Raw genomic sequence first — 21,257 nt, 5'->3', positions numbered from 1 at the left:
TACACCTCCATTTTCTCATCAGATAGGCTGGAAGAGTTGCTTACCTATTGCCGGTGAGTATTTTGTTACATATGTGAATTGATTGGTTTCATATAATAGATTCCAGCCTTTAGGAAGTGGTTGACCTTTGTCAATCGCGTATACATCAAATAGCACGCTGCCATCTTTCATGGAAAGGAATTTTACATAACGTCCGTCTTCTGATTCTTCCACTTCTAAAGATGGCCAGTCCTGTGGGATCTCGAACCTGTATAAATAAGCTGCATTGTCGTAATATCGATGAATGAGCTCGGCTTGCTTTTGATCGCTGAGCTGATAATACTCATTGATGAAAGGCATCTCAGAATAGGCAAGATTATCATCGCTTGCCTCTTTTTGAAGAGTGAATTCAAGGATTCCATCTCCGTTCGAATCTTCACTATTCACGGCATATGCCCTGAAAAGCTCTTCCTCCTCCATGTTTTCCGGTAAAACATTCACCAACTTCTCGTCCTCTACACCAATAATGAATGACGTAGATGAATGAGCACCTACACCTGCATCCAGTATCGCTCCTTTTAAAGAAGGGGAGATGGACCCGGCTAAGGAATGGTAGTAAGGGTATACATATGGATCTAATTTCAACTCATCTAACACATTCATTTTATGATTGCTGAATTGATAAAGACGAACAGAATGAGACTGGTTTGGTACCAGTGACGCCAGGAGGATTTCCCCTTGATCATCCCTCGTGAAGTTCCCTGAAAAAAACGCACTATATTGGGATTCAAACAGCTTCTGCGGCTTACCTTTAGTCAGGTCGTACACGATCAGTGCTTTGTCTGAGGCGTCTTCTGAGAAAGAAAACCCAACCAGTATTTCTTTGTATCCATCCTGGTTTAAGTCCAGGAATTCCACTTTATGAAGCTCCCTTCCAAGGTCCTTCAATTTCATTGTTTCTTTCCATTCCCCTTTTTCTTCCTTTAGGACAATGGCTTCCATTTGAGAAGTTTGATCAGGTAGTCTATAAAATACGATTAATTCATTTGTTTGATCGTGATCCAAATCTGCTTCAATCATTTTGTTTGCTTGTCTGTCTTCAATCGGTGAAACCCATTCCGCCTGTGCCGGAACATATTTTCCAATCGCTTGTTTCACTTCCTGCTGTTTAACCGGAAGTTCAGGCGGCTTCAGTAATGAAGTGTTGGACTGGAATAAAGAGCAACCCGTACACATCAAAAGACAACCCATAAGGAACAAAATCTTCTTCAATTGATCATCACATCCTGCCTATAGCTTTCACTAGTATAGTGTAAACTCAATCGACAAAAGTAACAAAAAAGTTACAAAAGTCGCCCTTGCTTTGTAACCGGGAAGTAACCCTTTTCATCGCCAATGACCCTATCATTAAACGTAACAAGAAAACAGAAAGGTGATCGGCATGGGGAGACAACGGAAAAAAAGAAAATGGATCAAGCCCATTGAGTTGGGAGGAGTGGCGGGAGTGATCGTACTGTTACTCATTCTTTCAACTTCATGGCTTTTGGACATTGGGGAAGCGAAGATTTCAAAGGAAACAACCACTCAACAGAAAGTAGTCCAGGAAGACCCTTCTGAGAAACAGGAAGGTAAATCGGGAGAACCTGTAGTAGGGGATAAGGAACATGATAGCAATACTCAAGAAGAGGAGCAAAAAGCTAATTCCAATGAAGCGGAGAGTGTGAAAGATGAAAATTACTACGAGGAAGAGGAAATAGAAGACCATTCGACAAATGTAAATGAACAAGGGAACTCCGAGGATGAAAAGACGATTTACATCACATTCGATGATGGTCCGAATGAATATACGGAAGAGATTCTGCAAGTGCTTAATCAATATGGGGCAAAAGCGACCTTCTTTATGCTGGAACCGAATATGAAAAAACATAGTGAGGCCGTTCGACAGATGGTGGAAGAAGGGCATAGTGTCGGGCTGCATGGCGTCACCCATGATGTATCCGAAATCTATCAATCTAGTGAATCGGTTGTAGGCGAGATGCTGACGGCTCAATCTACGTTAGAGTCCATTACGGGTATTCGCAGCGATCTGATTCGCGTTCCTTATGGGTCTGTACCCAATATGAAACCGGAATATTTGACAGCAATAAAGCGGGAGGGATTTAGATTATGGGATTGGAATGTGGATAGTGAAGATTGGAAATTTCATAGGGGGGAGTATGTTCATAGTGTCGTGGATCAGTTAGCTTCTTTTCCCTATGAAAATCAATCAAAAATTATTCTTATGCATGAAAAGCATACGACACTCGCTTATTTAGATTCTTTACTTAAAAAGTTGACGGATCAAGGATATAATATGAAGACTTTGACAGAAGAAATGGATCCGGTTACATTTTAACAGTGGTGCCAGAAGAAAAAAGGAGCTGCCCTTTGGCTGCTCCTTTTCATTCTTAATAAATGCTCATATGACGGTTTTTGCCTGTTAATATTTGAAATACCCCATAAAGGACCAACCCTGCCGCTACAATTCCCAGCAGCCATTGTCCATAAGGTTGTTGAGCTATCTTGGAAAGTGCTCCATCCAATCCTTGTGTTTTATCAGGATCGGCTGTGATCGCCGTTTGAATAAAGAAATAACCGATCAGTAAAAAGACCATGCCCCGGGAATATAACCCGAGTTTTCCGGTTTTCCTTCCCAATTCCCATTCTTTCTCGGACATTTCATGCCGTTTAAATTTATTCGTGTATTTTTCAGTATAAGCATTATGAATTTCATAGAGTGCATATCCTATAATGATAAGTCCGACAATTCCTACAACCCATTGACCAAAGGGCTGAGACAATAACTTAGCAGATAAAGTTTGTTTAGATCCCGAACCGGAGCTTTTGGCATGCATCGCAATGGCGAAAGCATTATAAGTCAAAGAACCGTAAGCAATCCCGGTGATCAGATTAGCGAGTCTTCTAAACATCGATTTACCGTCATTTTTCACGTGTTCAGGATCTTTTACTACTTGAATGAGGTGCCATAGAACAATGCCGATCAGGCCAAGACCTAATATCCAGAGGAGGACTTCCCCAAAGGGTTTGCTCGCCACTGCTGCAAAGGCACCGCTAGAGTCTGAAGTGCTTCCTCCTATTCCGAGTGCGGCCATAACGGCCAATGTGCCAATCAATATATAAACAATCCCTCTTGAAATAAATCCAATTCGTGCAAACCCTCTAATCCAAGGTTTTATATCATTAGATGAAACAGATGAACTGTTTGATGTTGTAATGGATGAAACTCCGGCCATATACACTTCTTCCCTTCTGGTTCTATTTTCGTAATACTTATGTATGCTATTCCCCGGATATAGAAAAGAGAAACCTTTTTAACGAACAGTAAATGCTGGATGGATTGAGATAATTTTGCCTGTTTTTCATTTAAAAAATTTTTACATAAAACCTATTTACAACGAATTAGGAGAGGAGTAATATATCTATCATCAAATGAATATTCTTTATCGCTTAATTCATTTTTGAAGCGGGGGACCCGAGTATTTAAAGGGGTGAATCCTTTCTTTTGAAAGGTAGGGCTACTTCCATAACCCGAATCCGTCAGCTAACCTCGTAAGCGTAATGGGAGAGGATGATACTTGTGATCGATTATGGATGACCACAGGCTTAGTTCCTGCTGGTCTTTTTGTGTTGTTTAGAAGTTTGGCTCCGGAGGCCAGAGGTCTTGAGTCAAGCCTGCCATAAAGGCAAAGAGAGTCTTATATTTGTCACCTCTGTTCGAGCCGCATGGGCTTTTGTTGTAATGAAGAAGTATTAGATGGTTAAGCTATTAAAAAGGTTTTGGAGGATTTCATCATGAAAAAGCAGTTTGCAGTTATTGGATTAGGGAGATTTGGAGGGAATCTGGTTCAGGAATTGGCTGATCTGGATGTTGAAGTGTTAGCCATTGATATTCATCATGATGTCGTCCAGCATTATGTAGACATTGCCACGCATGCCGTACAAGCGAATGCGATGGATGAATCTGTATTGAAATCACTTGGGCTCAGAAACTTTGATCACGTGATCGTGTCCTTTGGGGATAATATAGAAGCAAGTATTCTTACCACCTTACTTTTAAAAGAATTAGGGGTTAAAGAAGTATGGGTCAAAGCTTCGAACTCTTATCATCAGAAGGTATTGGACCGGATCGGTGCCGATAAAGTCATTCACCCTGAACGTGACATGGCGCGAAGAATTGCCCATCACATTACGTCAGAAAAGATCATTGATTATATCGAACTATCCAAAGAGCACAGTATAGTAGAAGTGTGTGCGTCTAAAAAGGTCGCAAATAAAACCTTAAATGATCTGGATGTCCGGGCGAAATTCGGTTGTAATATCATTGCCATTCACCGCGGGGAGGAAGTCATTGTATCTCCTTCTGCCGATGAAGTCATAAAAATTGAAGATCTATTGATCGTCATTGGACATAACAGGGATATCAATCGATTTGAAAAAGAAGGTGTATAACCTATGAAACATAAGGTGATCCGGTTAAGCCCCCCTCAACTTCTCGTTGTGACATTTCTATTCTTTATCATAGTAGGAATGGGTTTGCTTAAGTTGCCGTTTGCCACCACAGAATCGATTACATGGCTTGATGCCTTGTTCACGACGACTTCCGCCATGACGGTTACAGGGCTTGCGGTCGTTGATACAGGAGGTGCCTTCACCCTCTTTGGAGAAGTGGTCATTATGAGTCTGATCCAAATCGGGGGACTGGGCATCATGTCTTTTGCCGTCTTGATCTTTATGATGCTTGGTAAGAAAATCGGGTTCAAAGAGCGACTTCTTCTTCAACAGGCATTAAATCAGACGTCTGTAGGAGGAGTCATCAAGCTTGTAAAATATTTATTTATCTTTTCCTTCCTTGTTGAAGGATTTGCCGTTCTATTACTGGCGTCTGAATGGGTTCCTGAATTCGGTTGGAGAAGAGGGCTATACGTCAGTATATTTCATTCGATTTCCGCGTTTAATAATGCAGGGTTCTCTCTGTGGTCCGATAGTTTAATGGGTTACGTGGGAAATCCCATCGTCAACATCACCATTTCGTTTCTGTTTATTTTAGGAGGGATCGGATTCACTGTTTTAGTGGACCTTTGGAAATCGAAAACGATTCGCAAACTGTCCCTCCATACGAAAATCATGATAGTTGGGACGTTTGTCATCAATGTATTCGCTTTTATGATGATTTTCATCCTGGAATATAATAACCCGAACACACTGGCTCAGTTACCACTCCTTGATAAATTATTCGCTTCTTATTTTCAAGCGGTCACTCCCCGCACGGCTGGTTTTAACTCGCTTGATTATGGCAGCATGGAACGCTCCACGTTGCTGTTCACTATTCTTCTGATGTTCATCGGGGCCGGAAGTGCTTCAACAGGTGGAGGAATCAAGCTGACCACCTTTGTCGTGATTTCATTGAGTGTGTTTGCTTTCTTAAAGGAGAAAAGAGAGATTCGTGTTTTCCGTCGTACGATCGATCAAAACTATATTTTTAAAGCTTTGGCAGTGTCGATGATTAGTGTGCTCCTTGTTTTTACGGCTCTGTTTTTCCTTGATATGACGGAAAAGAATGCTTCTTTCCTGTCTATTCTCTTCGAAGTGGTATCAGCTTTTGGGACGGTAGGGTTGTCCATGGGGATTACAGGATCTTTGACAGCGATAGGTAAATGGATCATCATCATCGTGATGTTTGTCGGGAAACTTGGTCCCCTCACACTTGCCTTCTCCCTATCCAGACCGGACAAAGAAAAGATCCGCTATCCAAAAGAAGATATTTTAACAGGCTAATACTCAACCAACCGGCTCTCTTCATTTTGCCCATCTCGGGTAAGTGGGGGAGCCGGTTGCTTTTTTAACGATCGATTTTGCATTAGTTAGTGGATGTCTTAAAGAAGAAAGTAGTAGTTGATTTCCGCTACAGGATGCTCGCTTTCCGCGGGTCTGGCGGTGAGCCTCCTCGGCTGCGCCTCCGGGGTCTCACCTGTCCAGCTACGGGGCTTAGGGGCTCGAGGTCATAAGCCAAGTCTGCCAAAAAGGCAAACAGCGCCTTTCCGGCAGACTCGTCTTATGCTTGTTGCCCCTGGGCAAAGCCCCTATGTTTTTCGTACTGTCCAGCACTTCCCGCAGGAGTCAATCATCCTGCAGCGAGAATCAACTTTCTGAGCATGAATCCTTAATCGAAAACAATTAAAACAAGCTTTTTAGCAAATACTCTCTTTTAAGGTAAGTAGAGATTGATTGTCTTAATGAAGCAGAATTATTTTTTCTAGTTATTTTGTTTTATGGTACACCTTGAAGCTCTGTCACAAAGATCCTATTAAAGATGGTGAGGGGAACTGCGCAGACTCCTGCGGAAGTACGGGCGTGCCGAGACCCCGGAAGCGAAGCTGAGGAGGCTCGGCCGAACGTCCGCGGAAAGCGGAGCAGTTCCCCTCACCATCCAGCACACACTAATTGACAGAGCCTTGCAGAACTTATGTTAAAAACAACAATCGTTACGAAAAGAGCATTTTTTAAAAAACGACAAAGAATCGATCCATAACCGCGCATGAGCCTAAAAACGGTTCTGTTAAGCGTTTTCATCATTGGTTTTTGTTATTGACTAAACCATTGTGCGCGATTATACTGTTGAAAAATTCTGAACTTTAGGCGGTGCTGTTGTTGAAGCGTGTGTATAATTTTTCTGCTGGTCCTGCGGTGTTACCTGAGCCTGTTCTGAAAAAGGTTCAAGGCGAATTATTGAACTATCAAGAAACGGGTATGTCTGTAATGGAATTGAGTCATCGATCTGCCCCTTTCCAAAATATAATAGAAGAAGCTCAAGGTTTATTGCGTGAGCTGCTCTCGATTCCGGATGATTACCATGTCGTATTTATGCAAGGTGGAGCATCCCTGCAATTTTCCATGATTCCTCTAAATTTATTGGGTTCACATCAAGAAGCTGATTATATCCTGACAGGCAGCTGGTCGAAGAAAGCTGTCAAAGAAGCGGAGAAGGCTGGGAATGTTCGAACCTTATCACCTCAAGAGAAGTTTGAGATCCCTGCATATACACCAGAAGACTTTTCAACACAGTCAAGCTACGTACATATTACCTCCAACAATACAATTGAAGGAACGCGTTACTATAAGTGGCCAGAAACGGGAGGCATTCCACTTATAGCTGATATGTCCTCTCATATCCTTTCTGAGAAAATAGACGTTTCCTCATTTGGGATGATCTATGCAGGAGCTCAAAAAAACCTGGGACCTTCGGGTGTAACGGTGGCGATCATCCATGAAAGTCTGGTCGGTCAAGCATCGAATATGTGTCCAACGATGCTGAATTACGAAACGTATGTAAAGCATGATTCACTCTTTAACACGCCACCGACCTTCTCTATTTATGTTTTGAAGCTTGTACTGGAGTGGGTGAAGGAGAATGGCGGAGTGGAAGGGATGCAGGCTGAAAATGAGAGGAAAGCCGGTCTTTTATACACCTGTATAGATGAATCATCTTTATTCCATAACCCTGTCCCGGAAAAAAATCGTTCTTTAATGAACATTCCTTTTTCAACACGGGATGAGGAGCTGGACGCCCAATTTCTAAAAGAAGCCAAAGCAGAAGGGTTTGAATTTTTAAAAGGGCATCGTTCCGTGGGTGGAATGCGCGCAAGTTTATATAATGCCATGCCGCTTGAAGGTGTGGAAGCACTGGTCGGTTTCATGAAAAAATTTGAGTCTGAGCAAGGAGGAGTATGAAAATGATTTCAATCAATACGTACAATGCCATTAGTCAAAGCGGATTATCACTAATAGAGGATGATCTGAACTACCATCTGAATGGGAATGGGGATCCCGATGGAATTCTGGTCAGATCAAAGAACTTACATGATTATTCTTTTCCGGCTTCAGTCAAAGCCATTGCCCGGGCAGGAGCGGGAGTCAATAATATCCCGATCGATCATTGTACGGAAAAAGGAATTGTTGTCTTTAATACGCCCGGCGCCAATGCAAACGCCGTGAAAGAGCTCGTACTGGCTAATTTGATCGCTTCTTCACGTAACCTATATTCTGCAGTCGGCTGGACGAACAAGCTAAAAGGAACTGAGGAGGACGTTCCGAGTGTCGTAGAAGCAAAGAAAAAAGAATTTGTAGGAAGTGAGATTAAAGGGAAGAAGCTTGGTGTTGTAGGCTTGGGAGCGATTGGGGTCCTTGTCGCAAATGATGCCCTGGCCCTTGGGATGGATGTGGTCGCCTATGATCCATTTATATCTGTGGACGCAGCGTGGCGTTTATCCCAGGATGTGAAGCGCGCTCATCATATTGAAGAAGTATGGGCAGAGTGTGATTTTGTGACGCTGCACATTCCATTAACAGACAAAACCGCAAGCTTTGTGAGTGAAGAAGGCTTCACGAAAATGAAAAGGGGTATGACGATCTTAAACTTTTCAAGAGGTGAGTTAGTAGAAGAAGATGCTCTGGAAAAGGCACTTGAAGCAGGAATTGTCCGTAAATATGTGACGGATTTTCCTAATAAAAAGGTGTTGAACATGAAAAACGTCGTCCCTGTTCCCCATTTGGGTGCATCTACCGTAGAATCTGAAGAAAACTGCGCCATCATGGCGACAAAGCAGCTGAAAACATATCTTGAAACGGGTAATATTAAGCATGCTGTGAACCTGCCAGATGTGGAGCTACCTTATAGTGGGAAAATGCGGGTGACGGTCATGCACCAAAACATCCCGAATATGGTCAGTCAAATCGCCAATGTTCTCTCCGGGTACGCAGTCAACATCGCAGATATGATCAACCGCAGTAAACATACGTGGGCCTATACCATGATTGATTTGGATCAGAAACTCCTCGCAGAAGAACAAAATCAAGTGAAAAGCAGGATGAAAGAAATACACGGTGTTGTTTCCGTCCGCCTCATTTAAATAAAGTGACTAGAACTCCCTTAACCCGAGAACAATGTGTAGTAAAGCGGTTGAGGGAGGATTTATTTTTATGGCGATGATTAATTTTAAGGATAGAGATCTTTATTTTGACGACTTAGGAAAGGGGACTCCCCTGGTCTTGATCCACCCCCCGGGAATGGGAAGGATGACCTTCATAAAGCAGCATGTGCTTTCCAGGCATTTTCGCCTCATCATTCCGGACTTAACAGGACATGGAGACTCCTTTACCTTAGGTCAGAATATAAGTATCGCTGAGTTTGTAGAGGACATAAGGGCGATCCTCGACCATCTGAAAATTACTGAATGTGTGATGCTTGGATATTCTGCAGGGGGAATAGTAGGACAAACATTCTCCTGTACCTATGGAAATAGGGTTTCCGCCCTCATACTGGTAGGGGGATATCCGAAAGTCACGAATCCCAAGCTGAAATGGATGCACCATATGGGCATGAAAATGGTCCGTGACCATCCGGCCCGACTATCCGGGATTATTTCCAGAGCGCATTTCAAGGACAAGTTGGAGCGTGAGAAGCTCAGGGATCATATGAATAAGGCGAACCCCCATATTTGGTATCAATTCTACGAGCAATCGCTTCATTATGACGGGATAAAGGAGGTCGAGAAGCTTCCCATCCCGCTCCTCTTAATTTATGGGGAAAGGTCGGATTGGATCAATTCTCAACTTACCCTGTATAACGATTGTTATCCTAAGAAAATATATATCATTCCAGGAGCCTCGCATCAAATTCCCACACGTTATCACGATGCTCTAAATAATATACTGTTAGGAGAAATAGGAGGGTTGGAAGCCAAGGAGTAGTGGATAATCTTTGCCCTTGCTCCTTCAACTTGATACTATTTTCATAAAGTAAAGTCGATCAACGAGAGGAGAATAACATGGGAATTCATCATTATTTTAAGAGCTTATCGGATCTAGAAACACTCATTCGCTGTCCGGGGCGATTTAAGTATCATGAGCATAACGTAGCCAGCCACTCATTTAAGGTAACGAAAATAGCTCAATTTCTTGGGACTGTAGAGGAACAGAACGGAAAAAACATCGATTGGAAAGCTCTGTACGAAAAAGCGCTGAATCATGACTACGCAGAGTTATTTACAGGCGATATCAAGACCCCCGTGAAGTATGCATCGGGAGAGTTGCGTGAGCTCTTCAGCCAGGTGGAAGATCAGATGGTCAATAAATTCATCACTACAGAATTTCCCCCGCAATTTCAAGAAGTGTACAGAGAACGGTTCAAAGAGGGGAAAGACGATACCCTTGAAGGAAGGGTCTTATCTGTCGCAGACAAAATCGATCTTCTGTATGAATCCTTTGGAGAAATTCAAAAAGGGAATCCGGAACCTTTATTTATTGAAATTTATCAAGAAGCCCTATCCACGATTGTGAAATACAAAGACCTGGAGTGCGTACAATACTTCTTGGAATACATCCTGCCTGATATGCTGTCTGAAAAATTCATCCCCCATAGCGAGTTGAAGGAAAGGACCCAGAGATTAATTCAGCAGGGTGAGGAGTAGGAAAACCCTTTCCAGATAGGGGAAACTTCGGTAGAATATGTGTTATTCCCTTATCTTTAAGGAGAGTTGAACGTGTCAAAAATCATTTTAGGTTTATTTTTACCAGGATTGCTTGTCGTTCTGTTCACACGGGTTACGTATAATCATTATGTCGGATTGATCTTGACCGTAGCCCTCATTGCGGCGTCGGTTTCAAAGGGTTACACAGATTCATGGTTCCTTATTGTCGTAGACGCGGCTTCGTTGACCGTTGGATTCTGGTACAGCGACCGGATGATGAAAAAAGCGAAGAGAAGTGCATGATTTGGGTGACAGGTGTATAGAAGTATTTGAAAACAGGCTCTATCCTTTAAAAGGTGGAGCCTGTTTTTCTTATGCCATAGGGCTTGGATATACCGTTGAAAAGGTAGGAAGGGAATTCCTGTTTATAACAGATATCTTAATTGTGGATAAATAAAGAATAGTGTGAATAAGTAAAGGAATGGACATGTTATTCACAGATTGAATCCGCATTCATCAACATTGTGCACAAGAAATTTGACGAATTGTGAATAAGTTTAGGAATTTTCCACAAGAAATATCGACTTATACACATAGTTGTGCACAGGGTGTGTATAGAAATGCTCGGATTATGTCGAAAATCTCATATATGCTCAATGTTTCCTCACGTAAAATGTCGAAATTATGATTCAAGCCTCTATACTGTTCCTTTTTCAAAAGTTATCCACAATCAAGATGATGATATCTCTACAAAAATAAAAAACGAACTTTTGTTCGCTTATTGTTGGTTAATATTGTAGGAAATGTGGTAGAATGTGTATAGAAGAATGGACAGTGTTTAAGATGGGTATAAGTAGGTAAATACAAGGTAGCAGTCCTTTATTATAGGAGGTTTCACGGTGAAAGATCAATTCGAGCTCAAGTCTAAATATAAACCAGAGGGAGATCAGCCCCTGGCAATTGAAAAATTAGTTCAAGGCATTAATGAAGGGAAACGTCATCAAACCTTACTTGGAGCTACAGGGACAGGAAAGACATTCACTGTATCCAATGTGATCAAGCAGGTTGAAAAGCCGACCCTCATCATTGCTCATAATAAAACATTGGCGGGGCAGCTCTACAGTGAATTTAAAGAGTTTTTCCCTGATAACGCCGTTGAATATTTTGTCAGTTACTATGACTATTACCAGCCGGAGGCATACGTTCCTCAAACGGATACGTTCATTGAGAAGGATGCAAGCATCAATGATGAAATCGATAAACTCAGACACTCCGCCACATCTTCTTTGTTTGAGCGAAAAGATGTCATCATCATTGCCAGCGTATCCTGTATTTACGGTTTAGGTAACCCGGAGGAATACCGGGAGCTCGTTCTTTCCCTGCGTACAGGAATGGAAATCGAACGAAATCAATTGCTGCGTAAGCTTGTGGATATCCAATATGAACGAAACGACATCGATTTTCAGCGTGGAACTTTCCGTGTGCGAGGCGACGTAGTGGAAATTTTCCCGGCTTCCCGGGATGAACACTGTATGCGTGTAGAGTTTTTCGGAGATGAAATTGACCGGATTCGTGAAGTGGATGCCCTGACAGGTGAAATTATGGGGGAACGAGATCATATCGCGATTTTCCCGGCCTCCCACTTCGTAACCCGTGAAGAAAAATTACAGGTAGCCATCAAGAATATTGAAAAAGAACTTGAAGAGCAATTAGTCATCATGAAAGAAGAAAATAAACTGCTCGAGGCTCAGCGTCTGGAGCAACGGACACGTTATGATCTTGAAATGATGAGGGAGATGGGCTTTTGCTCGGGAATTGAAAACTACTCCCGTCACCTGACACTAAGGCCGTCAGGATCGACTCCGTATACTCTTCTGGACTATTTTCCAGACGATTTCTTAATTGTGGTCGACGAGTCCCATGTGACGTTACCTCAAATCAGGGGGATGTTCAATGGGGATCAGGCCCGTAAAAAGGTTCTTGTGGATCACGGCTTCCGTCTGCCTTCAGCCATGGACAATCGTCCCCTGCGCTTTGAAGAGTTTGAGAAGAAAACCCAGCAGTTACTCTATGTTTCGGCAACCCCAGGACCATATGAGTTGGAGCATAGTCCTGAGATGGTCGAGCAGATCATCCGTCCAACAGGACTGCTGGATCCGATCATCGAAGTACGTCCAATCGAAGGACAAATCGATGACCTTCTGGGTGAAATCAACGAACGTATCGAGAAAAATGAACGTGTCCTTGTGACTACCCTTACGAAGAAAATGTCTGAAGATCTCTCGGCATATTTGAAGGAAATGGGTATTAAAGTTCAATATTTGCATTCGGAAATCAAAACTTTGGAACGGATTGAAATTATTCGTGACCTTCGTTTAGGTAAATATGATGTATTGGTGGGAATCAACCTGCTCCGTGAAGGATTGGACATTCCTGAAGTATCACTCGTCACCATATTGGATGCCGATAAGGAAGGGTTCCTGCGTTCTGAACGTTCCCTCATTCAAACGATTGGCCGTGCAGCCCGTAATAGTAACGGTAAGGTCATCATGTACGCGGACAAAATTACCGACTCTATGCAAAAAGCACTGGATGAAACAGGACGTCGTCGGACGATACAGGAAGAATATAATGAAAAACACGGCGTCACCCCGACGACCATACAAAAAGAAATCCGTGATGTCATCAGGGCAACTCATGCCGCAGAAGAAGCAGGGGTCTATGAAGGAGAACAGACAAAAGTTTCGAATATGTCTAAACCGGAGCGACAAAAACTTATTGCTAGCTTGGAAGTGGAAATGAAGGAAGCAGCCAAGGCACTGGACTTTGAGCGAGCTGCACAGCTTCGTGATACCATTCTTGAGCTCAAGGCGGAAGGATGAACGAACTATGGCGCGAGATCAAATAATCGTACAAGGAGCTAGAGCTCATAATTTAAAGAATATAGATATTAAAATCCCCCGGGATAAACTGGTCGTTTTAACGGGGCTTTCAGGTTCAGGTAAGTCATCCCTTGCCTTTGATACTATTTATGCAGAAGGACAAAGACGTTATGTCGAATCCCTTTCTGCCTATGCCCGTCAATTTTTAGGTCAAATGGATAAGCCTGATGTCGATGCCATAGAAGGATTGTCCCCGGCGATTTCCATCGATCAGAAAACAACGAGTCGTAATCCACGTTCGACTGTAGGGACGGTAACCGAAATTTACGACTATCTAAGACTGTTGTTTGCAAGAGTAGGGAAACCGATTTGTCCCAATCACGGGATCGAAATCTCCTCCCAAACGATTGAACAAATGGTCGACCGTATTCTTGAATACCCGGAAAGAACTAAGCTTCAAGTTCTGGCACCAGTTGTATCAGGCCGTAAAGGAACTCATGTGAAAACCCTTGAAGAAATCAAAAAGCAAGGGTTTGTTCGAGTTCGTATCAACGGTGAAGTCCAGGATCTTGGAGAAGAAATCTCCCTGGAAAAAAATAAAAAGCACTCCATCGAAGTGATCATTGACCGGATCGTCGTGAAGGATGGTGTGGCAGCGCGTCTGTCTGACTCGCTTGAAACTGCACTTAGATTGGCAGACGGTCAGGTGATCATTGATGTAATCGGGGAAGAAGAGCTTTTATTCAGTGAGCATCACGCCTGTCCATACTGTGGTTTCTCTATCACAGAGCTTGAGCCAAGGATGTTTTCCTTCAATAGTCCATACGGTGCCTGCACAAGCTGTGACGGATTGGGAACGAAGCTTGAGGTAGATAAGGAATTGATAATCCCAAATTGGGATCGCACTTTGAACGAGCATGCGATTGCTCCGTGGGAACCGACAAGCTCCCAATACTATCCGTCCCTTCTCAAGGCTGTATGCGATCACTATGAGATTCCGATGGATATGCCTGTAAAGGACATTCCGAAACAACAAATGGATAAGGTCCTATATGGATCCGGCAAAGATGAGATTTACTTCCGTTACGAGAACGATTTCGGTCAGGTGCGTGAAAACTATCTTCGTTTCGAGGGTGTCATCCCGAATGTTGAGCGCCGTTACCGTGAAACAAGCTCTGATTATATCCGTGAACAAATGGAGAAATACATGGCGCAGCAGGATTGCCCAACTTGTAAAGGCCACCGTTTAAAAGAAGAGAGCTTAGCAGTAAAAGTAGACTCTCTTCATATAGGGGAAGTAACGGCTTTTTCGATTGAAGAAGCAGAGCAGTTTTTCCATAAGCTCGAGCTATCGGAAAAAGATATGAAGATTGCCAATCTTATTTTGAGGGAGATCCGTGAACGCCTCGGATTCCTGGTCAATGTTGGACTTGAATACCTTACATTAAGCCGGGCAGCAGGAACCCTATCTGGTGGAGAGGCTCAACGGATTCGTTTAGCGACTCAAATCGGTTCCCGTCTGACGGGGGTCCTCTACATTCTTGATGAGCCGTCCATCGGATTGCACCAGCGGGACAATGACCGCCTGATCGACACCTTAAAGAACATGAGGGAAATAGGAAACACCTTGATCGTAGTCGAGCATGATGAAGACACGATGATGGCAGCTGACTACCTCATCGATATCGGACCTGGAGCAGGTGTTCATGGGGGGGAAGTGGTGTCTGCTGGAACACCACAGGAAGTGATGGAGGACTCGAACTCATTAACGGGTCAGTACCTTTCAGGGAAGAAGTTCATCCCTCTTCCACAGGAAAGACGTAAACCTGATGGCCGGTATTTAGAGATTGTGGGTGCGAAAGAAAATAACCTGAACAATGTCAAAGTGAAGCTGCCATTGGGTATCTTTACAGCTGTGACTGGTGTATCCGGATCCGGTAAAAGTACGTTGATCAATGAAATCCTGCATAAGTCACTGGCTCAAAAGCTTCATAATGCGAAATCAAAACCTGGTGAGCATAAAGAAGTGAAAGGGATTGAAAACCTCGATAAGGTCATTGATATCGATCAATCACCGATCGGACGTACCCCAAGGTCCAACCCGGCTACTTATACCGGAGTATTCGATGATATCCGGGATGTATTTGCCACAACCAATGAAGCGAAAGTTCGAGGCTATAAAAAGGGCCGTTTCAGCTTTAATGTTAAAGGCGGGCGTTGTGAAGCATGTCGTGGAGACGGGATCATCAAGATCGAAATGCACTTCCTTCCAGATGTGTACGTCCCATGTGAAGTTTGTCACGGGAAACGATACAATAGGGAAACACTTGAAGTGAAATACAAAGATAAAAATATATCTGATGTACTTGAGATGACAGTCGAAGACGCAGTGAAATTCTTCGAAAACATTCCGAAGATCAAACGTAAGCTGCAAACCATTTTTGATGTCGGACTTGGCTACATCACATTAGGTCAGCCTGCCACTACATTATCAGGGGGAGAAGCCCAACGTGTGAAGCTTGCTTCAGAATTGCACCGTCGTTCTACCGGCCGCTCTCTCTATATTCTGGATGAGCCGACAACCGGACTTCATGTGGATGACATCGCGAGACTCTTAGTTGTTCTTCAACGCCTTGTTGAAAACGGAGATACGGTTCTCGTCATCGAACACAATCTCGATGTCATTAAAGCGGCCGATTACCTTGTTGATCTTGGTCCTGAAGGTGGGGACAAAGGTGGTACGATTGTTGCAAGCGGAACCCCAGAAAAAGTGGCTGAAGTACAAGGATCCTACACAGGAAAGTACCTAAAACCTGTACTTGAGCGCGATCGTGAACGGATGAAGAAGAAGATTAGGGAAAAAGAAGAAGTGACGAATTAATGATGAGAGAGATGCAAAGTGCATCTCTCTTTTTACAAAAAAAATATTCCCGTCATCAATCACCCAACAAAAACCACAACTCCATACCTACCTAATTTCAGCCTCAAGATGGAGTGAAGAATATATCGACTATGTGAAAATAAGATTACAAACAAATGCATTGAAACCTTTTGCTTCACGTATCGTAAATAATAGTAGAGGAGATGATGAAGATGGAGACCAATAAGGTACTATCAGCCCTGTGCTATTTCAGTATATTTTTTGCAGGCTTCCTTTTTCCGCTGATCGTTTATTTTGTATCAGATAATCCTTATGTGAAAAAGGACGCAAAAGCAGCATTTTTATCTCACTTATTACCGATCATTGCGGTTCCCCTTTTGATTGCAGGCTTGTTTTTGGATATGGGGGTTTTCGCGAGCGGTGCGGGATTGCCGATATTCACCGTCATCATGATCGGTTTAGCCATATTACTTAGTGTTGTCGTGGTCATTTGGAATGTGTATAAAGGCATTAAAGTACTTTTATAATCAACAAAGGGGATGAAAGAGTATGAATGAAGAACGTAAACGCATTTTGGATATGTTGGAAAATGGGACGATTTCGGCACAGGAAGCAGTGGCATTATTGGAAGCACTCGACCAAAAGCCAAAAACATCAAAGGAAAAGCCAAAGGAAAAAGATTTCCTTGATGAATTTGTTTCTATTTTTCAAGAGGATAAAAAGAGTGAAAAAGAACATTCAACTCATTCGGGAAATCCGAAAGATAAGCTTCTTGATTTCATGAATAGCGCGTTGAACAAAATTAAGAATTTTGATTTCGATTTTCAGTGGAATCAATCGGTGGAGCTGTCTCATGTGTATCAACAGCCCAATACGGATTTCGAGAAAATCGATGTAGATGTGGCCAATGGAAAGGTCGAACTGATTCCCTGGGATGGAGAAGAAGTCCGTGTGGAATGTGAGGCCAAGGTTTATCGTACGGAAGATCATGAAGAAGCCAGAAAGCAATTCATGGAGAATACGTCCTTTGCTGTAGACGGAGATACACTGTATTACTCGACGCAATTGAAGTGGATGAAGGTGGACTCTAAACTTTATATACCAAAACATCAATATAAAAGAATCTCGGTTCGTTTATTTAATGGAGGATTAAAGGCAGAGCATTTAGATGTTCAGGATCTTCGTGCCAAGGCTGCTAATGGAAAGATTCATATTGATCACCTGACAGCTAAGAAAGCCGAAGTGGAAACATCAAACGGTGCGATTTCAATTTTGAACGCGAAAGCCCACCATGTTGAAGCAGAATCCATTAACGGAAAGGTGCATGTTGAAGGGGATATCTCATATTCAGATGTGCAATCCCTGAACGGAAACGTGGTTTGTGCCCTGACCGGGGAGAAAGCCGACACGCTTCACGCTAAGACGGTAACAGGCAACATCGATTTATTCGTTCCTGAAAACATCAACATTTCCGGAGAGGCAAAATCAAACTTCGGTGGTTTTAAGCTTGAGCTGCAGGGTATTGATGTATTGGAAGAAAAAAATGAAGTGGTCCAAAAGTCGATTCGTTTCAGTCGTAAAACCGATTCAGACGATAAGCTTCATCTTTTTGCGGAAACAAAAGCAGGATCTGTCCTCATAAAAAAGCATGAACAGAAGAATGTTAATAAGGACAACGCATAAGATGAGAAAGAAGGAATAACGATGAGAAAACAATTAGCACGATCAAGGTCTGACAGAAAGCTCGCCGGGGTGCTTGGAGGTATGTCCCGTTATGTGGGAATCGATGCAACGATTCTTAGGGTGATTTTCATCATCCTGCTCATTCCGACGGGATTCTTCCCTCTGGCCATCGTATACGGTTTATTGGCCTTCGTGCTGCCTAATGAGGAGGAAGCCATCAAATAATGAGATGGATTATTGGAATTTTAATCAATGCAGTAATCTTTATTGCATTGGCAGGATTTTTTGAAGGGTTTGAAGTATCCGGGTTCGGAGCAGCGATAGGAGCCAGCTTTATTCTTTCTGTACTGAATGTTCTGGTGAAACCGATTTTGATTATCCTGACTCTGCCTGTGACGATCTTATCCCTGGGGCTGTTTCTCTTCGTCATAAACGCCATTACGTTACTCCTGACGGATGGACTTATGGGAAGCAGCTTTGAGTTATCAGGCTTTGGCATGGCTTTACTGGCATCCATCATTTTGTCCCTTGCCAATCTGGTGATTCAAAAAACGGTTATGGATCCGACGAAAGAAAAGTAAATAGGAAAGGACTCCGGCTTGATCGTTGAGCCGGAGTTTTTTTGTGGAAAAAAGGGGATTTCTATATTGATATAGAAATACTTGGTAATAGGGGGGGTTGAATCATGAAAGTTACATCGGATGCAATTAAGGGTTTTCGCGACATCAAAGTGCCTTACACATTATTAATGTCCCAAGGAGAAGAGGCGGAAGGTATTGCCATCCTCCTGCCAGGATTGGGATACACCGTGCAGGCACCTTTGCTTCACTATTCAACGGGAATCTACCTGAATAAAGGATATGATGTTCTCCATATTAACTATCAATATACCACGCCCGACTATGAAGGATTTTCTATAGAAGAAGTAGATGATGCTTTAAGGCACGATGTGAAGGAGGTCATTGATCAGGTTCTGCAAGAGAAGGGCTATTCACATATTCACCTGGTGGCCAAGTCATTCGGGACCATCGCATTAAGTAATGAATTAGCAAGAGAGTCTTTTCAGGATGCAAAGCTCATCTGGTTAACCCCTTTACTTAAAGACGATGAAGTTTTTCAAGCGATGCTGGGTAGTGAGCAAGAAGGTATTTGTATTATTGGGGATGCGGATCGTCACTATGAAGAAGCTCGATTCAATGAATTAAAGTCGAATCACCGCCTGTACATGCATCTAATAAAAGGGGCCAACCACAGCCTTGAACATGATTTTCAAGTCCTTGATTCCATATCTACTCATAAACAGATCTTGACGAACATCAAAGCATTTATTGAAGCGTAGCCGTGGCTGCGCTTTTATTCGTTTGTTTTACGGTTTCTTCACCAAGTAAGCTGCCTTGCGCTTTTTTCTATAATTGCTAAAATAGGTTAGAGTAAGAATCGTTTATAAATATGAAGCGAGTGTAATGTGAAGGAGGAGCTGCATGTGGCAAAGGTCCGAACAAAAGATATTGTCGAGAAGTTTAAATTAGAGCTTGTCGGTGGAGAAGAAGGATTACATAGACCGATCACAACGAGTGACATTTCCCGTCCAGGCTTGGAAATGGCCGGTTATTTCAACTATTATCCAGCAGAGCGGATACAATTATTAGGGAAAACCGAGTTATCTTTTCTGGAGCTTTTAGATGAAGCAGAACGCAAGCGCAGAATGGAAGCGCTATGTACAGATATCACGCCTGGTATTATCATTTCCAGAGACCTGGAGATCCCGCCTGAGCTGGTGGAAGCATCGGATCGTTATGATGTTCCTGTCATGCGTTCTTCGATGAAAACAACACGATTCTCTTCGAGGCTGACTAACTATCTGGAAAGTAAGCTTGCCCCAACAACGGCGATCCATGGTGTACTGGTGGATATTTATGGGGTCGGGGTGTTGATCACAGGGAAGAGTGGTGTTGGTAAAAGTGAAACCGCTCTTGAACTAGTGAAAAGAGGTCACCGCCTTGTAGCAGATGATTGTGTAGAGATACGCCAGGAAGACATGGATACGCTGATCGGCAGTTCTCCTGAACTGATTGAACATCTGTTGGAAATCCGTGGTTTGGGGATCATCAATGTCATGACGTTATTTGGTGCAGGAGCGGTCCGCAGCTATAAGCGCATTACCCTTTGCATCAATCTCGAGCTATGGGATAAAACGAAACAATACGACCGCCTTGGACTGGAAGAAGAGACGATGAAAATCATCGATACGGATATTACAAAATACACCGTACCTGTTCGTCCTGGACGAAATCTCGCGGTTATCATCGAGGTGGCTGCCATGAACTTCCGTCTGAAACGTATGGGCGTAAATGCAGCAGAGCAATTTACAAACCGATTGTCTGATGTGATTGAAGATGGAGAGAATGAAGATATCTAATCCGATAACAATCACATGCCATCTTAATGGAAAAAAAGGAGAGACAAAATGAACGAGAACATTACGCCAATCGATCCCATTGCCATTTCACTCGGTCCGATTCAAGTACATTGGTACGGTGTCATCATCGGTCTTGGGATCGCATTAGGACTCTATTTAGTCATTCGTGAGAGCAAACGACTCGGACTTCATCCCGATACATTCATTGATTTGCTCGTATGGGCGATTCCCATCGCAATCATATGTGCCCGCGCTTATTATGTCATCTTTGAGTGGGAAAATTATTATGCCGATCACCCCGGGGATATCATTAAAGTCTGGAATGGTGGAATCGCCATCCATGGTGCATTGATCGGTTCTGTCCTCACCACGATTGTTTTTGCCAAAATAAAAGGTCTGTCGTTCTGGAAGCTTGTTGATATTGCGGCACCGAGCATTATTTTAGGTCAGGCAATCGGTCGCTGGGGTAACTTTGTAAACCAGGAGGCCCATGGTGGAGAAGTGTCCCGTACGTTTCTTGAAAACCTGATGCTTCCCGATTTCATCATTAATCAAATGTACATTAATGGAGTGTACTATCACCCAACATTCCTATACGAATCTCTTTGGAGTTTTGCCGGATTGATTCTTCTGCTTGTCCTGAGAAGAAAAGCAAGCAGTCTTCGTCGTGGAGAACTGTTCTTAACATATGTGATTTGGTATTCCATCGGTCGATTCTTTGTTGAAGGATTGAGAACCGACAGTCTGATGCTGGGTTCTTTACGATTCGCCCAAGTGATTTCGATTGTTCTTATCATTGGAGCCATTGGTGTATTCCTTTACAGAAGAAAAGCGGGCCTTGCGAAGAAGGCATACGATGAAAAGACGGATAGCGTAAACGCTTAACA

At 43.0% G+C, this 21,257-nt stretch carries 19 protein-coding genes and 1 riboswitch; of the genes, 17 read left to right on the top strand and 2 right to left on the bottom strand.

Annotation, left to right across the window (positions count from 1 at the left end; genetic code table 11):
* Positions 1-18 precede the first annotated feature (18 nt).
* Positions 19-1,251, bottom strand: a complete 1,233-nt coding sequence (locus ACQKFO_RS13540; RefSeq protein WP_427599296.1) for a hypothetical protein — start codon at positions 1,249-1,251, stop codon at positions 19-21.
* Between the two features lie 169 nt (positions 1,252-1,420).
* Between ACQKFO_RS13540 and ACQKFO_RS13535 the strand changes: the two genes are divergently transcribed.
* Entirely contained in the window at positions 1,421-2,374 is a 954-nt protein-coding gene (locus tag ACQKFO_RS13535) for a polysaccharide deacetylase family protein (protein ID WP_427599294.1), read from the top strand.
* Between the two features lie 52 nt (positions 2,375-2,426).
* On the opposite strand, the gene ACQKFO_RS13530 is transcribed toward ACQKFO_RS13535, so the two are convergent.
* Positions 2,427-3,272 carry a DUF1206 domain-containing protein gene (locus ACQKFO_RS13530; RefSeq protein WP_427599292.1) on the bottom strand — a complete coding sequence of 282 codons (846 nt, stop codon included), beginning with the start codon at positions 3,270-3,272 and terminating at the stop codon, positions 2,427-2,429.
* Positions 3,273-3,473: 201 nt separating this feature from the next.
* A riboswitch (cyclic di-AMP (ydaO/yuaA leader) is annotated at positions 3,474-3,611 on the top strand.
* 220 nt (positions 3,612-3,831) lie between these two features.
* Between ACQKFO_RS13530 and ACQKFO_RS13525 the strand changes: the two genes are divergently transcribed.
* The 16 genes from ACQKFO_RS13525 to lgt all read left to right on the top strand — a co-directional run bounded on the left by ACQKFO_RS13525 (position 3,832) and on the right by lgt (position 21,255).
* Positions 3,832-4,488, top strand: a complete 657-nt coding sequence (locus tag ACQKFO_RS13525) for a potassium channel family protein (RefSeq protein ID WP_427599290.1) — start codon at positions 3,832-3,834, stop codon at positions 4,486-4,488.
* Positions 4,489-4,491: 3 nt separating this feature from the next.
* On the top strand, positions 4,492-5,814 hold the full coding sequence (locus ACQKFO_RS13520) for a TrkH family potassium uptake protein (RefSeq protein ID WP_427599288.1): 1,323 nt from the start codon (positions 4,492-4,494) through the stop codon (positions 5,812-5,814).
* A gap of 873 nt (positions 5,815-6,687) precedes the next feature.
* Entirely contained in the window at positions 6,688-7,767 is a 1,080-nt protein-coding gene (gene serC / locus ACQKFO_RS13515) for a 3-phosphoserine/phosphohydroxythreonine transaminase (protein ID WP_427599286.1), read from the top strand.
* Positions 7,768-7,769: 2 nt separating this feature from the next.
* Entirely contained in the window at positions 7,770-8,945 is a 1,176-nt protein-coding gene (locus tag ACQKFO_RS13510; protein WP_427599284.1) for a phosphoglycerate dehydrogenase, read from the top strand.
* Between the two features lie 70 nt (positions 8,946-9,015).
* Positions 9,016-9,786 carry an alpha/beta fold hydrolase gene (locus ACQKFO_RS13505; RefSeq protein WP_427599283.1) on the top strand — a complete coding sequence of 257 codons (771 nt, stop codon included), beginning with the start codon at positions 9,016-9,018 and terminating at the stop codon, positions 9,784-9,786.
* A gap of 77 nt (positions 9,787-9,863) precedes the next feature.
* Entirely contained in the window at positions 9,864-10,505 is a 642-nt protein-coding gene (locus tag ACQKFO_RS13500) for an HD domain-containing protein (protein ID WP_427599281.1), read from the top strand.
* Positions 10,506-10,577: 72 nt separating this feature from the next.
* Positions 10,578-10,808, top strand: a complete 231-nt coding sequence (locus ACQKFO_RS13495) for a CsbA family protein (RefSeq protein ID WP_148995393.1) — start codon at positions 10,578-10,580, stop codon at positions 10,806-10,808.
* 596 nt (positions 10,809-11,404) lie between these two features.
* Complete coding sequence (gene uvrB / locus ACQKFO_RS13490; RefSeq protein ID WP_427599279.1) at positions 11,405-13,387, top strand: excinuclease ABC subunit UvrB; 1,983 nt, start codon at positions 11,405-11,407, stop codon at positions 13,385-13,387.
* 7 nt (positions 13,388-13,394) lie between these two features.
* Positions 13,395-16,268, top strand: coding sequence for an excinuclease ABC subunit UvrA (gene uvrA, locus ACQKFO_RS13485; RefSeq protein ID WP_427599277.1), 2,874 nt, complete (start codon positions 13,395-13,397; stop codon positions 16,266-16,268).
* Positions 16,269-16,480: 212 nt separating this feature from the next.
* The gene (locus tag ACQKFO_RS13480; RefSeq protein ID WP_427599276.1) at positions 16,481-16,795 is read left to right on the top strand and encodes a DUF4870 domain-containing protein; all 315 of its coding nucleotides are present in this window, start codon (positions 16,481-16,483) and stop codon (positions 16,793-16,795) included.
* A 22-nt stretch (positions 16,796-16,817) separates the two neighbouring features.
* Positions 16,818-17,951, top strand: a complete 1,134-nt coding sequence (locus tag ACQKFO_RS13475; protein ID WP_427599274.1) for a DUF4097 family beta strand repeat-containing protein — start codon at positions 16,818-16,820, stop codon at positions 17,949-17,951.
* A 21-nt stretch (positions 17,952-17,972) separates the two neighbouring features.
* Positions 17,973-18,176 (top strand): PspC domain-containing protein, encoded by a 204-nt coding sequence (locus ACQKFO_RS13470; RefSeq protein WP_427599272.1) that lies wholly within the window; start codon positions 17,973-17,975, stop codon positions 18,174-18,176.
* Positions 18,176-18,532: a phage holin family protein gene (locus tag ACQKFO_RS13465; protein WP_427599270.1), complete on the top strand. Its 357-nt coding sequence runs from the start codon at positions 18,176-18,178 to the stop codon at positions 18,530-18,532. The genes ACQKFO_RS13470 and ACQKFO_RS13465 overlap by 1 nt, the downstream gene beginning before the upstream one ends.
* Before the next feature lie 104 nt (positions 18,533-18,636).
* Entirely contained in the window at positions 18,637-19,290 is a 654-nt protein-coding gene (locus ACQKFO_RS13460; RefSeq protein WP_427599268.1) for an alpha/beta hydrolase, read from the top strand.
* A gap of 144 nt (positions 19,291-19,434) precedes the next feature.
* Positions 19,435-20,370, top strand: coding sequence for an HPr(Ser) kinase/phosphatase (gene hprK / locus ACQKFO_RS13455; RefSeq protein WP_427599266.1), 936 nt, complete (start codon positions 19,435-19,437; stop codon positions 20,368-20,370).
* 48 nt (positions 20,371-20,418) lie between these two features.
* Complete coding sequence (gene lgt / locus ACQKFO_RS13450) at positions 20,419-21,255, top strand: prolipoprotein diacylglyceryl transferase (RefSeq protein WP_427599264.1); 837 nt, start codon at positions 20,419-20,421, stop codon at positions 21,253-21,255.
* The last annotated feature ends 2 nt before the right edge of the window (positions 21,256-21,257 follow it).

It is taken from the genome of Rossellomorea sp. NPDC071047, assembly GCF_050270195.1.
In the GTDB taxonomy this organism is placed as follows: domain Bacteria; phylum Bacillota; class Bacilli; order Bacillales; family Bacillaceae_B; genus Rossellomorea.
The sequence above is the reverse complement of the archived record's forward strand: the minus strand, read 5'-3'. Positions and strand labels throughout refer to the sequence as shown.